The sequence below is a fragment of the Rhodoplanes sp. Z2-YC6860 genome, from assembly GCF_001579845.1.
Classification (GTDB): Bacteria; Pseudomonadota; Alphaproteobacteria; order Rhizobiales; family Xanthobacteraceae; genus Z2-YC6860.
This window is the reverse complement of record NZ_CP007440.1, coordinates 4,952,417-4,965,679: the sequence shown is the minus strand read 5'-3', so window position 1 is coordinate 4,965,679 and position 13,263 is coordinate 4,952,417. Positions and strand designations below refer to the sequence as shown.

The following is a 13,263-nucleotide window of genomic DNA, read 5'->3' as shown; positions in this document are numbered from 1 at the left end:
ATCCGAATCGCTCCGTTAATCAAACACGGCAAGCGTTAACCTTTGCTTAAGCATGTGCTGGCGGCGCAGCCGATGATCTGTGACAGTCAAAAAAAATCGCGCATTCGGGGGCTTGGCGTCATGACGCCCGAAGATTTGGTCTACGCATTGTTCTGGTCGGATTCGGCGCGTTCGCTGGTCGAACTGGCCTTGGGCTTTGCGGTTGCCGGTGCGCTGTGCAGCGGCTATCAGCTCATGACCATGCAGCCTGCGAGCTTCCGCCTGCTGCATGAGCCTGAGCGCAACAGGGCACTGGCCGCGGTGCCGTTCCTGCTATTCGCGGCACCCTTCATCATCATCCGCAACACCATCCGCGGCGCGCGGCTCGAGGGCAGGAGCTTCGGCTTTGCCGCCTTGGCGGCATTTCTCGCCGGATTCTGGAGCCTGATGTCCGGCACCATGGTGGCGATGACCTTGCAGGCCATCGGGCGCATCGTCGCCTGACCGGCTCGCTTCGCTCCTTCGATCATGGCAGCTTGGCTCCGGCAGATTGAGGCCGGAGGAATGCAATGCCGATTTACGAGTTGGACGGGCAGGGACCGGAGTTTCCGGCCGACGGGCAATACTGGATTGCCGAGACCGCGGTGTTGATCGGCCGCGTGCGGCTGAAAAGTCATGCCAGCGTCTGGTTCGGCGCCGTCCTGCGCGGCGACAACGAGTGGATCGAGATCGGCGAGCGCTCGCAGATCCAGGACAACGCCACGCTGCACACCGACCCGGGCTTTCCCATGGTGATCGGCAGCAACTGCGTGATCGGCCACAAGGTGATGCTGCACGGCTGCACCGTCGGCGACAACAGCCTGATCGGCATGGGCGCGACGATGCTCAACGGCAGCAAGGTCGGCAACAACTCGCTGGTCGGCGCCGGCGCCCTCATCACGGAACGCAAGACCTTCCCAGACAATTCGATGATCGTCGGCGCGCCCGCCCGCGTGATCCGGCAGGTCGACGACAAGATGGCCAAGATGATTGCCGGCGGCGCCGACATCTACGTCAAGCGCTGGCAGCAATACGCCAAGACCCTGAAGCGGATCGGGTAGCTGTCATCAGCGTGGTCGTATTTTCTGCGGCAACAATCGGTCGCAAAAGTTTGGCCCGCGTCTCCCAGTCGAGGCGTGGCACCGAATGAGACGTGACTGCAAGCAGCGGGATACCCGAAACCTTTGGTTGTGTTAGACTCTTCGCTCGCCTTGGGGCGAGGGAGGGCGAAATGCGTGTGTGGGTGTGGCTGGCCTGCGGGCTGGCGCTGAGTGCTTGCGCGACGGTGACGCGCGGAACGACCGAGGACTTGATCGTCGAGACAAGCCCACCGGGTGCCAATGTCGGCGTCACGTTCTTGGTGGCATGCGACCGGGCATGCGTCGAAAAGAATTACCCCGACCAAGCGACGAGAATGCCGCCAGACCGTCCGCCGCGAAGCGGGCCACCTTGCGTCAGGCCGTGCACCATTACTGTGCCTCGCAGCGATATCGTTGCGCTCAGCTTTGCCAAGCCCGGTTATGAATCCTTCACGATGCGGGTCGAGCCGAAGGCGAGCGCAGGTGGCGCCGCGGGATTCGTCGGCAACGCGATCATTGGAGGCGCGGCTGGCGCGGTAGTCGATATCGCCAGTGGAGCAGGCTTGGACCACTGTCCGAACCCGGTGGTGGTGAACCTGCGGCGTGTTGGAAGCCGCGATCCCATGCCGACGCCACGCGCCGATTGCAGGGGGGTGGCCGCGCGCGACCCAAACGGGCCGGTCGCCGAGGTCGCCGCGAATTAAGCGACTTTGCGGGAGTTTCGGCTTTCAAAAAAAGGGTGCGGCCGGCGTTGGGGACGCCGGCCGCGCGCGAACCCGGTCGGGGACGGGGAGGGGTGGGGACGTGACCGGGACCGCGGGTCTCCTGAAACTCAGCGAACGGCGCTGACTTGGTTTTGCGGAAGCGTGATGTCGGCACGCGGGCTTGCGGTCGAAGTCGGCGGCCGCGGATCGCCCAGCGCAATCCAGACGTTCGGATTGGCTTGCGACTGACGTTTGACGAAGCGGTAGCCGGTCTCGGACCAGAGCAGGATCTCCTCGGCCTGGTTGTCGAGGATGAACTCGCCCTTGTCGGTCTTGACGGTGAGCACGGCGTGCCCGTCGCCCTTCTTGTCGCGCACCACGGTGATCAGCAGCGCCTCGCGCGGCCAGCCGGCCTGCATCAGCATGCGGCGCTTGAGCAGCACGTAATCTTCGCAATCACCCTTGCCGTCGTCCGGAAAAGACCAGCGCTCGACCACGCCCCAGTGGTCCATGTCGGTGACGGGCTGAATGGTTTCGTTGACCCAGCGGTTGACGCGAACGAGATCCTTCCAGACTGTGGACGTGAGCACCACGTCACGCGGTTCGCTCGAACGGGCCTCGCATTCCTTGGGATTCTCGTTGCAGAACTCGACCCAGCCGATCGGCGGACGCACCTGGCCGCCGACCGCCGCATAAGCCACGCGCTCCACGCGCTCGCCACTCTGTGCGGTCGCTGCGCCCAGCACGACAATCATCGCGGCCGCGAGGGCAGTGCCCAATACGGCTTTGGATCTTGGCGACATTTTTTGTTGACCCCTCAACCCGTCCTGTTGGGGCCATAGTTCGCACAAAGCGATTGTATTGCCGCTAAGTCGACGCGCGGCTTTTGCAGCAAACCAAAGTAAAAACTGCAGCGAATACTATTCAAGCTTTCAGAAAAATTAGATCAAATGCAGACAAATACAATTTGCGTAAAATTTTATCTTTAATCGCGCAAACGACGGAAATTCGCGCGCGAATGCTCCGCGCGGCGGTGTGGCATTAAGGAGGGATATCGGATGTGCCCTGAAGGGGCGTCGGGCAACGACGACGATCGGCGCCGGATTTCGGCGCCGGGCCGGCTCAGCCGGAAAGTTTTCGTTTACTGAGCGGTGGCGTTTTCTTCGATGGAGTCCGGGTGCTGGAGCCGCGTGAACTCCATGGCGAAGCCTTCCTCGAGGTGGCGCACCACCCGCCCGGAGATCTTGCCGAGCGTCACCAGACTGCCGACCTCCGGCCGGTTCGGCGTGGCGATACCGGCGCCGGACAGCGACAAGTCGATGATGCGGATGCCCACATTGGTGCCATTCGGCATGATGAGGCGGGCGGCCACGATCTTCGGCACGAAACGGCCGTGACGGCGGTCTTCCGGCAGATTGAGGATGCTGCGGTTGGCGAGCCAGGTGAGCTGGGCTGCGAGCTTGTCGCGTTTGCGTGGCGTCGCCGAGATCGTCATGGCGAAGCCGTTCTGCAATTGCCGCGCGATCTTGCCTTCCAGCCGGCCGAGATGGTCGACATAGGCGATGACGCGCGCGCCGATCTCGCCGCCGACCGGCGCGATCAAGGCCATACCGCCGGGCGACATGTTGACGACCTGGCAGGGAAATTCCCGGCGGTCTTCCAGCATGTAACGGCCCAGAAGATTGACGCGGACGCGCTGGTGGCGCCGACGCTCCATGGCATGCGGCAGCGTGTTGAACTTCTGTTGCGGCACAGCCATGGAGAGCGAACCTCTGGACGTTCGCCTGCCAAGTTATGGATGTCACGTTAACGGTCGGTTAGCTGCAAGCGTGACGTTGTAATGCTCCATAAAGGCAGCTCATGGTCGAGCAAGCGCTACGTCGTGCGGCCGCCTTCGTGGACGGTAAGACCGTGCCGCAACCGGCCGGCGGCCGGGCGTAATCGCGGCGCCGCCGTTGTGTCGACCATCGGACCGAGATGCCGGAACATGCCGAGCGTCAGTGGGCCGATTGGCTTGGCGCCAAGCCAATATGGAGCCGACATCGGCGCCAGCGCACCGATCACCCGCGCGTCGCCACGATGTTCCGCGGCGAGCGGCAGCAGCAGCAGTTCCAGGCCGACGGGCTGAAGGAGGTCGTCCGAGGTCGCGCCCGAAACACTCGCCACCACGCCAACCTTCTCGTCCATCACCACGGCAATCAGCTCCCGCATCGCGGTCTGGCCGGTGCGCTCCCAGAGCCGCGTGAAGCTCTCGCCCTTGAGTTCCCGCGCGAACAGCGCGCACAGCCGCGTACCGGCCAATCGGAACGTCGCGTTGTTCACGCCATTCATTTCCAGCACGAACGTGTCGCCCAGAATGGAGCGGATCGCCCCGGGCTCGATCTCGCCGCGCTCGGGCGCAAGGCGGTCACCGCGTCGCTGGTTCCAATACTCGTAGAGCTCACGGTTGGACGGGTGTTTCATTTCCTGCCCTTTGTCCTGCCTTGTGTCCTGTCTTGGCGCAGCGCGCGTCCCCGGCTGGGACAGGCGCGCCACGCCTCGCTGCGTTGGCAGGCGACGGAGCAGGGCATGTGCCGTGAGGTGGTTTTGGCGTGAGCGCGCCGCGCCTCTCGCGCGTTAGCGTTAAATCGCGCCCGCGGTTGGCAGCGGCAGATCGCGCGCCTACGGTCGCCCTCGATCCACACTGACTTTGCCGGCGCTGACTGAGCGCAGGCGCACTTGTTCCTTCGGGGAGAAGGGGATGTGACGGAAAGGGAGGGCCTCGCGGCTCTCTCTTTTTCTTTGCCCTTTTTCTTTGCCCTTTTTTATTTGGCCGTTTTTCTTGTTTTCCCCACCTGCTTTTGGGCCGGTTTCTTTATTTGATTGCTCAGCCGGTCTCGCTTACCAAGGCGCCAGCGCCGGGTTCCTCTGCTAAGGCGTTCGATCTTCAGGAGTTGTTTTGGACCAGCGGCGCGAACCGATCCTCAATGTCCCGGGTGTTGTCGTCGCGGTGCTGCTGGTGCTGGGCCTCCTTCACGCGGTGCGCGAATACGTGCTGTCGGATGCGACCGACGCCACGCTGGTGTGGTCGCTCGCTTTTGTGCCGGCGCGCTACGACAGTTCGCTGCTGACCGAAGGAGTTTATCCCGGCGGCTCGGGCGCCGAGGTCTGGACCTTCTTCACCTACGCGCTGCTGCACGCGGACTGGACGCACTTCGGTTTCAATGCGGTGTCGCTGCTCGCCTTCGGCAGCCCGGTGGCGCGGCGCTTCGGCGTCATGCGTTTCCTTGCGTTCCTTGCTGTGACGGTCGCGGCCGGCGCGCTTGCGTATCTTGTGATGCACGCCGGCGAGCGCAGCCCGATGGTCGGTATCTCGGCCGGCATCTCCGGCATGATGGGCGCTGCCGCCCGCTTTGCCTTCGAGCCCGGTGGCTCGCTCGACATGTGGCACCGCAACCGCGAGTACGCCGACTTCGTGCCGGCCGCGCCGCTTCTTGCTGCGTTGCGAAATCCGCGCGTCGTCACCTTCGTCGGCGTGTGGTTCTGCCTCAATCTGCTGTTCGGGCTCGGCTCGCTGTCGCTGCCAGGCACCGCCGGCCAGGCGGTCGCGTGGGAAGCCCATGTCGGCGGCTTTTTCGCAGGCCTGCTGCTGTTCTCGGCATTCGATCCGCCGCCGCGCCTGTTTCCGCCGGATGATTTCATATCCCTGCCGGGCGATTCCACAATCCATTGAGGCGCAATGGCGTTGTCAGGCGCGCACCGCATGGCTGGCGCGCACGCCCGCTGTTCCTGTCAGCAACCCTGACCCACCTCGCGGCGTTATCGCGCTAGCGTATTGGCAATCCGACCGCGGCTCTCCGAGTCTACGGTACCAATCCAGGAGGCTGCGGGACGGGGCGTGCACAGGGAGCGACCTCAATGACCGTCAAAGCCATTCTGTCGAAAAAGGGCACCGATGTTCTGACCATCGAGCCCACCAAGAAACTCGCGGATGCGACCAGACTGCTCGCCGAGCATGCGATCGGCGCGCTGGTCGTGACCGGTGCCGACCGGCGCATCGTCGGCATCGTGTCGGAGCGCGACATCGTACAGGAGCTTGCCGCTCACGGTCCGGCCTCGCTCGACCTGTCGCTGACCGATGTCATGACGCGCCGAGTCACGACCTGCACCATGACCGACACCGTGGTTTCGGTGATGGAGCGGATGACGCAAGGCAAATTCCGCCACCTGCCCGTGGTGGAGCAGGGCCGGCTCGCCGGCATCATCTCGATCGGCGACGTGGTCAAGCATCGCCTGCACGAGATGGAGCACGAGCAGTCGGTGCTCCGCGAATACATTCAAACCGCCTGAGCCTTCCCGTTACAAGTTCGCGCTGGCCGCTCGCCTTCGGCTCGCCAGCGCGAACGGGCCTCACGCGTTCTTGCCGCCGCCGGGCGGGCGGGTCATCTTGAACACGCTCTCGACCACGGCGTATTCGTCATAGCCGCAGCGCGCGATCGGCTTCATCGCCGCGGTGTCGAGCCGGCCGTTCCTGATGAAGCGGTCGTCGATGTAGACGCCGATCGCCTGGCCGAACACGACGTAGCGCTCGAGCTGCTGGCCTTCGACGTCGTGGAGCCGCACCGTCTGCAGCCATTTGCATTCCAGCGCGCACGGCGAGGCCGCAACGCGCGGCGGCTTCACGAGCTGTGACGGCGCGGGCTCCAGGCCCGTGAACCTCATCTCGCTTTCGCCGCGCGGCAACGGCGCCGACGTGCCGTTCATCTGGTCGCGCAGGTCGAAGGTCGCGAGACTGCACACGAACTCTTTCGTCTCTTCGGCGAACGCGACCGAATCCTTTGCGCCTTCACTCGAGAACATCACGATCGGCGGCTTGTCGGTGATGCCGTTGAAGAACGAGTAGGGCGCGAGGTTGACCTCGCCCTTCGCGCTCATCGAGGTGATCCAGCCGATCGGGCGCGGCGTCACGATCGCCTTGAACGGATTGTAGGGCAGGCCGTGGTCGTTCTTGCGGGTGTCGTAGAACATGGGATGCGGCAATTCCTGAAGGAGAACTCTTGGCGGACCATTTCAGCCTGCGCCGTAGCGCGACACAATATCATGCAGCGGCGGACGCGGGCGGTCCTCCGAGGCCTTGGTGGTCCGGCCGATATGGACGAAGCCCGCGATCTTCTCGTTCGGCGCAAGCCCCAGCGCATCGAGCACGCGGCGGTCATAGGCGTACCATTCGGTGAGCCAGTTCGCGGCAAAGCCCAGCGCATGGGCCGCAAACACCAGACTGGTCGCGGCGGCGCCCGCCGAAAGCACTTGCTCCCACTCGGGGATTTTCACGTGCGGACCGGCGCGGCTCACCACCGCGATCACGAGCGGCGCACGGGCGAGCCGCTTGCCTTCCATCTCGACCTGGTCGGGCGTGGCGTCCGGCCGGTTCAGCTTGAAGATCTCGGCGATCTTTTCGCCGGCCTTCAGCCGCGCATCGCCCTCGAACACGATGAAGCGCCAAGGCGTGAGCTTGCCGTGGTCGGGCACGCGCGATGCCACGGTGAGCAACGTAGCGATCTGTTCGGGAGTGGGCCCCGGACCGGACAGCTCGATCGGCTTCACCGAACGCCGGGTTTTCAGAAGGTCGATGGCCTCAGGCATGCGAACTCCATTTTGCCTTGCGCCTATCACGCGCCAACCCGGGACACAATTTGAGATGCTCCAAGTGTTGAGATGCGCTCAGCCAACGCTCCGCTGGCCCGGGGTTTTGTTTTCGGACGCCCGGGTGCGCCCGTCTCCCTGTTTTCCTTCTCTCTCCCGAACGGGAAAGGAATGGAGCGCCGGGAGGCGCCACGGAGCTTGCGAGGCTCCGTCAGGCCAGCCTTGCGATCGGCCGGCCTGCGCGCCGAGCTTCCGGGACCCAAAGCTGTGAGGGCAGTGGGGGTCCCGGGGCGCGCGGGCCCGTGCGAAGAGCCCGGCGCCTCCTGGCGCTCCATCCGCGGTCCGCGTTGTCGGCGGCCGCGTCTTGCTCCGTCATCCGGCGTCGCGATCGACGACGCCTTCGACGGTGCAAGACAGAATCGCGTCTAAGCGATATTCGTGAACGTATCAAGAACAAAAATCCGGATGGGATCGATGTCTCTCAGAAGGGTGCTGAATATGTTCACCGCGATGTCTGCGTTTCGCGCGCGGCATTTCTGTCAAACTTCCAGACCGGTGCGTGGGCATCTACGCCAATGAGGACGCGGACGGCAATCATGTGAATGCTCTCACGCAATGTCTTGAAAGCGCGCGACGTGTTGATGGCGAAGCGAGCCAGGACGCTGGTTGATTGAAACCGGTCGAGCGCTCTTGGTTTTCTACTGCAAATCTTGTGAGACCCCTCCAGCGAACTCAGCCCGCGTCACCCGTTTCCCGGCCTTCGTCACCTCAACGGCCAATCTGAGCCCTCAGGCAGTGCGCTCTTGACCATGCGCACCCGTTTATATAACATATTTGTTATATAATAAGCGGGTTTTACATGCCCAATCTCGACACCGCATTCGCAGCGCTGGCTGACCCGACCCGTCGTGCGCTGCTGTCGCGCCTCGCACTTGGAGAAGCGACGGTGATGGAACTCGCTGAGCCATTCGAGCTCACGCAGCCCGCGATCTCCCGGCATCTGAAGGTACTTGAAGGCGCGGGCCTTATTGTCCGGCGCATCGAGGGGACCAAGCGGCCATGCCGGCTCGCTGCTGACGGGGTAGCCGAGATTGACCAGTGGCTCAGCGTGCTGCGCAAGGCCTTGGCCAAAAATTACGACCGGCTGGACGACGTTCTAGCCGGCATGAAGACAAAGCGACGGAGGAAATGACGTGGCCAAATTGAAGATCGAAACCGAAGGCGACCGCTTTGTGGTGGTGACGCGTCGCTTCGCCGCGCCGCCTCAAGACGTCTATCGCGCACACACGGAGCCTGCGCTGATCCAGCGCTGGTTGTTGGGGCCGGAAGGCTGGTCCATGCCGGTGTGCATTTGCGATGCAAGGCCTGGCGGCAAGATTCGCTACGAATGGGACGACGGCAAGGGTGGCGGATTCTATCTCACCGGCGAGTTCATCGAGTTGACGCCGTATAGCCGCATCGTTCACGTCGAGCGGATGCACATGCCCAATACGACGCCGGACAATCATGTGGTCACGACTTTCGCCAGGGAGGGCGGGGGAACGCTGATGACCATGCGGATGACGCTTCCAGATGCGGCGACCCGCACGGCGATGCTCGCCAGCGGCATGGAGCACGGCATGGAGGCCAGCTACGCCCGGCTTGAGACAGTGATCTGAACGACCTCAACACGAGAGCCCAAGCGATGATGACAATTCACAATTTTGTGGGTGGCTTGCGCGGTTTGCGTGCCATGTGGCTATGCGAGGAAATGGGGCTCACCTATTCGGTCCAAAACTACGGCTATCCGGTTCCCGACGCGTACCGGGCGCTAAACCCATTGGGGACCGTGCCGCTGCTGGAGGATGGCAGCGACGTCGTCCTCAGTGAGTCCGTCGCTATCATGCTCTATCTCGCGCAAACGCATGGGCCGACGGCGCTGCTGCCGTCCAGAGAACCGGCCCACTTTGCCCGGTGTCTGCAATGGACGGTTTTCGGGGAGACTGAGATCGGGATGAGTCTCAATCCACTGCTTGCAGCCCATTTCATGGCTGCTGATGCTGACAAGCGAAACTGGTCGGTGAACGGGTTGGAGCAGCGTTTAAAGCGTGCCCTCAACCACACGGAGCGTTCCCTCGGGGAGGACCACTATCTCGTCGGGGGCGCGCTGACGCTCGCCGACATTTCGGTCAGTTGCGGCATCGGCACCTGGCAAGGTGCGCTCGGAGGCAAACCGTCGCCAAAGCTCAGCGACTACCAGGGTCGGTTGCAGGCACGACCAGCCTTTCAGCGCGCAAGCGAGCGGTGCAAGGGAAAGTAAATTAGCGAATCGCTCGCGGCAGCTTCGAAGCGGCGAGCTTCGCCCGTTGGCCACCGAGCGCCGTCGGTTCGCAAAGACACTCGGTATTGAATTTCATCCGCAGTCATCGCCGATGATGTGATCGAGGCGCTTGGCGCACGCGACCGCGTCTTTAGTCCCTGGCAATCAGCATTCGTCGCGCGTGTGTTCGGGCGATAAGCGCGCAGCATTGCGGAACAGTCTCAAGCGAAACCTATTTCACACGTCTGTCTCACAACTGTAACACCGGATCAGCACGGTCCCCGCGGGGCGCATTGCAAGAGCACCACAGACAGGGGATTGACCCGTGCAGATTACAAAAGCTCACATACTCTCAAACCGGAAGTACCGCTCGGCGTTCGCGCTCGCGATGCTTGTGTCGGGTGTGTCCGGCGGTTCGTCCGCTCGCGCCGACGATCAGGGCGCTGCTTTTCAGCCCGGTAATTTGCTCGTCAGCCGCGTTGTCTATGACAACAACGCAGACAACGTCAAAGCGGGCGTGACACAACTGCCGCCCAACTGCGCGCCCTCGGCGTGCGTGCTTGCGACCGACAGCGGCACATACCCTGCGGTCTGGAACAACGCGTTGGTCGACGGACAATTCGGCATCACGACCAGGATTATCCTGGATCAGCTGAAGCCGAACGGCTCGTTGATCAGCTCGATCGAGGTGCCTAACAGCTCACAGAATGGCATGCCGCCGACGAAGGATCATTTGGCCGGCAGCTTCTCCTCCAAATCGGAGCTCGCGCTGAACCTGTCGACCGACGGGCGGTTTGTGACCTTCATGGGATATCTTGCGCCGATCAATGCGCTCGACGTGTCCAACACCAACACGCCCGCGATCATCGATCCGACCAACCCGGACACCGGGACGTCCTATCGCGTGGTTGCGCAGGTCGACCAGCACGGGAAATTCCACTTCACGAAAACAAACGCGTATAGCGGCGACAACGGCCGCGCCGCGATCATGAACAGCAGCAACGGCGCAAGCCTGCTCTACACCGCCGGCAACGCCGGCGCCGGATCCGATCCTCAGCCCAACGGCATCATCATCGGCGCGGGCGCGCAGATCGTGAATGCGGAAACCAAGGCGCTCGTCGCGCAAAACCCGGATCTGCCGACGCCGGTCGGCAGCTTCAACATCGCCCAGCTCGGGCTGGCGACGGACAAAATCGGCAAGGACACCAACTTCCGCGGTCTGACCATCTTCGGAAATGTCCTCTATTACACCAAGGGCAGCGGCAGCAACGGAGTCAACACGCTCTACTTCGTCGACACATCGGGGTACGACGGCAACGGCAAACCTCTTGCGTGCCCGCAAGGGGTTGGACTGCCGGCGCCATCGGCAAGCCTGCCAAGCTCGCCCATCGTCTATGACGCCTCGGCGCTTCAGACGAAGGGCGTCACGCCCTACAACATGTGCATTCTGAAGGGCTTTCCGACGGCGACGAAGAGCAAGACCGCGTTTCCGTTCGGAATCTGGTTTGCCAATGCCAAGACGGCGTATGTCGCGGACGAAGGCAACGGCACGAAGACATACAGCGCAACGGCGGGCCAATACACGGCTGCGGCCGCTCAGACCACGGCGGGACTCCAGAAGTGGGTGTTCGACGACAACCTTGGACAATGGAAGCAGGCCTACATCCTGCAGGCTGGATTGAACCTGGGCGTGCCGTACACCGTGGCTGGCTACCCCACCGGTCTTAATCCGAAGACCGGACTCCCGTGGTCGCCCGCAACCGACGGCCTGCGTAACATCACCGGCCGGGTCAACGGCGACGGCACCGCCACGATCTGGGCCGTCACCTCGACCGTGAGCGGCAACGGCGACGTGGGTGCCGATCCGAACAAGCTGGTCACGATCACCGACAATCTGGCGGCGACCGCTCTTCCCGCAGCGGAGAGCTTTACGACGGCCCGAGCGGCGGGCTTCGGTGAGGTTCTCCGTGGTGTTTCGTTCACGCCGGGAAGCGTCGTCACGGCACAACAGTGATGCGCGACTGGTGCGATGACCGAAGGCTTTTGGCTGCACGCCATTAGCTCATCGACATCACCATCGGGCGATCGGTCCGGGCACGTTCTCGGACCGGTCGCCCATTTTTTTGAAATTCATCGCCCCGGCGATCGGTCCGCCACTTCGAGCCGCCATGGTGCGCGATCGCCCGCACGCCTGCTCAGCATTCACGCGAATGGGATCAGAGCGCTCCAGGCGTTCGGTTGACCTGCCGGTCACGGGCGTGGCGGCCGCAGCGCTGCGAGGAAGCGCACGCGTTCCGTCATGGCGAATGAGTATGTATAATTGTTGACAACATCATACCCGGCTTCCAGGATTTGTCCTGCGGGTTGAGGCTTGGGCCTGAGCCGGCACAGGACACCGCCATGGCGTGACAAAGCCATCGGCAAAATCCCGCTCCGCCGGAGCGACAATCTGACAAAGGAAAATCCATGCCCCTTGGACGGCGCGTGTTTTTCGTGCTGGGCGCGCTGATCGCCGCGAATGTCGCGGTGTGGGTGTGGGCGCTTGCCGTGCTGTCAGCCCACACAGTCTCGCTCGGCACCGCCGTGCTGGCCTACGGTCTCGGCCTGCGCCATGCGCTCGATGCCGATCACATCGCCGCCATCGACAACGTCACCCGCAACCTGATGCAGCGTGGCAAGCAGCCGCTGACGGTCGGATTGTGGTTCGCGCTGGGTCACTCGACGGTCGTGATGCTCGCCTCGCTGGCGGTGGCCCTCGCGGCGCATTCGCTGATCGATGCGTTCGCGCCTTACCGGGAGATCGGCGGGCTCGTCGGGACGCTGGCATCGGTCGCTTTTCTGTTGGGGATCGCGGCGGCGAACGCGTCCGTGCTGCGAAGCCTGGTGCAATCCTATTTCAGCGTTCGCCGGGGAGGATCGCCAGGCCAGATCACGGCAGCGCTCCAGCCTCAGGGCTTCCTGGCGCGCCTGATCAGCCCGGTCTCGCGTCTCGTGACCGAGAGCTATCACCTGTTTCCGGTTGGCTTCCTGTTCGCGCTCGGCTTCGACACGGCGAGCGAGATCGGCCTCTTCGCGATGGCCGCCCAGCAATCCGGCAGCCTTTCGCCCGGCGCCATCATCATCTTCCCGGCGCTGTTCATGGCGGGCATGATGCTGGTCGACACCGCCGACGGCATCCTGATGGTGGGCGCCTACGGCTGGGCGTCGCGCAATCCTGCATCCACGCTCATCTACAACATCGTCATCACGTCGATTTCGATCGTGGTGGCGGCGGTGGTCGGCGGCATCGAGGCGTTCGGCTTGCTGGCGGATCGGTTGAATCTGCAAGGCTCGACATGGCGCGCCATTGCGGATCTCAACGAGCATCTTGGAGCCGTCGGCATTTTCATCGTGTGCCTGATGGCTGCCATCTGGCTTGTCTCGATGCTGAACAGCAGACAGGGGGCCGACCGCCGCATTGAGACGGAACGAGGTGCAAGCGGCGGCTGATGCCGGGTTGTCTGGTCAAGGAGCGCTCTGGGGCCACGCAGCAGCCGCTGAC

The 13,263-nt window shown here is 63.3% G+C and carries 15 protein-coding genes; 10 read left to right on the top strand and 5 right to left on the bottom strand.

Annotation, left to right across the window (positions count from 1 at the left end; all coding sequences use genetic code 11):
- The first annotated feature begins 120 nt into the window (after window positions 1-120).
- From RHPLAN_RS23275 to RHPLAN_RS40385, 3 genes are all read left to right on the top strand, one after another.
- Window positions 121-483 (top strand): DUF6949 family protein, encoded by a 363-nt coding sequence (locus RHPLAN_RS23275; RefSeq protein WP_237179898.1) that lies wholly within the window; start codon window positions 121-123, stop codon window positions 481-483.
- Window positions 484-548: 65 nt separating this feature from the next.
- Window positions 549-1,079 (top strand): gamma carbonic anhydrase family protein, encoded by a 531-nt coding sequence (locus RHPLAN_RS23270; protein ID WP_068022618.1) that lies wholly within the window; start codon window positions 549-551, stop codon window positions 1,077-1,079.
- Window positions 1,080-1,492: 413 nt separating this feature from the next.
- On the top strand, window positions 1,493-1,801 hold the full coding sequence (locus tag RHPLAN_RS40385) for a hypothetical protein (protein ID WP_068022615.1): 309 nt from the start codon (window positions 1,493-1,495) through the stop codon (window positions 1,799-1,801).
- Between the two features lie 128 nt (window positions 1,802-1,929).
- On the opposite strand, the gene RHPLAN_RS23260 is transcribed toward RHPLAN_RS40385, so the two are convergent.
- From RHPLAN_RS23260 to RHPLAN_RS23250, 3 genes are all read right to left on the bottom strand, one after another.
- A complete protein-coding gene (locus RHPLAN_RS23260; protein WP_068022612.1) occupies window positions 1,930-2,604 on the bottom strand; it encodes a transglutaminase-like cysteine peptidase in 675 nt (224 codons plus the stop codon).
- Window positions 2,605-2,942: 338 nt separating this feature from the next.
- On the bottom strand, window positions 2,943-3,560 hold the full coding sequence (locus tag RHPLAN_RS23255; RefSeq protein WP_068022609.1) for a PilZ domain-containing protein: 618 nt from the start codon (window positions 3,558-3,560) through the stop codon (window positions 2,943-2,945).
- Window positions 3,561-3,676: 116 nt separating this feature from the next.
- Complete coding sequence (locus tag RHPLAN_RS23250) at window positions 3,677-4,264, bottom strand: PAS domain-containing protein (protein ID WP_068022606.1); 588 nt, start codon at window positions 4,262-4,264, stop codon at window positions 3,677-3,679.
- Between the two features lie 475 nt (window positions 4,265-4,739).
- Between RHPLAN_RS23250 and RHPLAN_RS23245 the strand changes: the two genes are divergently transcribed.
- Both RHPLAN_RS23245 and RHPLAN_RS23240 read left to right on the top strand, forming a co-directional pair.
- Entirely contained in the window at window positions 4,740-5,513 is a 774-nt protein-coding gene (locus tag RHPLAN_RS23245) for a rhomboid family intramembrane serine protease (protein ID WP_068022603.1), read from the top strand.
- 185 nt (window positions 5,514-5,698) lie between these two features.
- Window positions 5,699-6,130 (top strand): CBS domain-containing protein, encoded by a 432-nt coding sequence (locus tag RHPLAN_RS23240; protein WP_068022600.1) that lies wholly within the window; start codon window positions 5,699-5,701, stop codon window positions 6,128-6,130.
- 60 nt (window positions 6,131-6,190) lie between these two features.
- Here the strand turns inward: RHPLAN_RS23240 and RHPLAN_RS23235 are convergent, their stop codons facing one another.
- Together RHPLAN_RS23235 and RHPLAN_RS23230 are read right to left on the bottom strand one after the other, a co-directional pair.
- Complete coding sequence (locus RHPLAN_RS23235) at window positions 6,191-6,808, bottom strand: flavin reductase family protein (protein ID WP_068022597.1); 618 nt, start codon at window positions 6,806-6,808, stop codon at window positions 6,191-6,193.
- A gap of 42 nt (window positions 6,809-6,850) precedes the next feature.
- Window positions 6,851-7,423, bottom strand: a complete 573-nt coding sequence (locus tag RHPLAN_RS23230) for a nitroreductase family protein (RefSeq protein WP_068022594.1) — start codon at window positions 7,421-7,423, stop codon at window positions 6,851-6,853.
- 859 nt (window positions 7,424-8,282) lie between these two features.
- On the opposite strand from RHPLAN_RS23230, the gene RHPLAN_RS23225 reads away from it, so the two are divergent.
- From RHPLAN_RS23225 to RHPLAN_RS23205, 5 genes are all read left to right on the top strand, one after another.
- Entirely contained in the window at window positions 8,283-8,615 is a 333-nt protein-coding gene (locus RHPLAN_RS23225) for an ArsR/SmtB family transcription factor (RefSeq protein ID WP_068022592.1), read from the top strand.
- Window position 8,616: 1 nt separating this feature from the next.
- Window positions 8,617-9,081: an SRPBCC domain-containing protein gene (locus RHPLAN_RS23220; protein WP_068022588.1), complete on the top strand. Its 465-nt coding sequence runs from the start codon at window positions 8,617-8,619 to the stop codon at window positions 9,079-9,081.
- A gap of 26 nt (window positions 9,082-9,107) precedes the next feature.
- A complete protein-coding gene (locus RHPLAN_RS23215) occupies window positions 9,108-9,722 on the top strand; it encodes a glutathione S-transferase family protein (RefSeq protein WP_068022585.1) in 615 nt (204 codons plus the stop codon).
- Between the two features lie 325 nt (window positions 9,723-10,047).
- Entirely contained in the window at window positions 10,048-11,736 is a 1,689-nt protein-coding gene (locus RHPLAN_RS23210) for a hypothetical protein (RefSeq protein ID WP_068022582.1), read from the top strand.
- A 452-nt stretch (window positions 11,737-12,188) separates the two neighbouring features.
- The gene (locus tag RHPLAN_RS23205) at window positions 12,189-13,211 is read left to right on the top strand and encodes a HoxN/HupN/NixA family nickel/cobalt transporter (RefSeq protein ID WP_068022579.1); all 1,023 of its coding nucleotides are present in this window, start codon (window positions 12,189-12,191) and stop codon (window positions 13,209-13,211) included.
- Window positions 13,212-13,263: the final 52 nt, after the last annotated feature.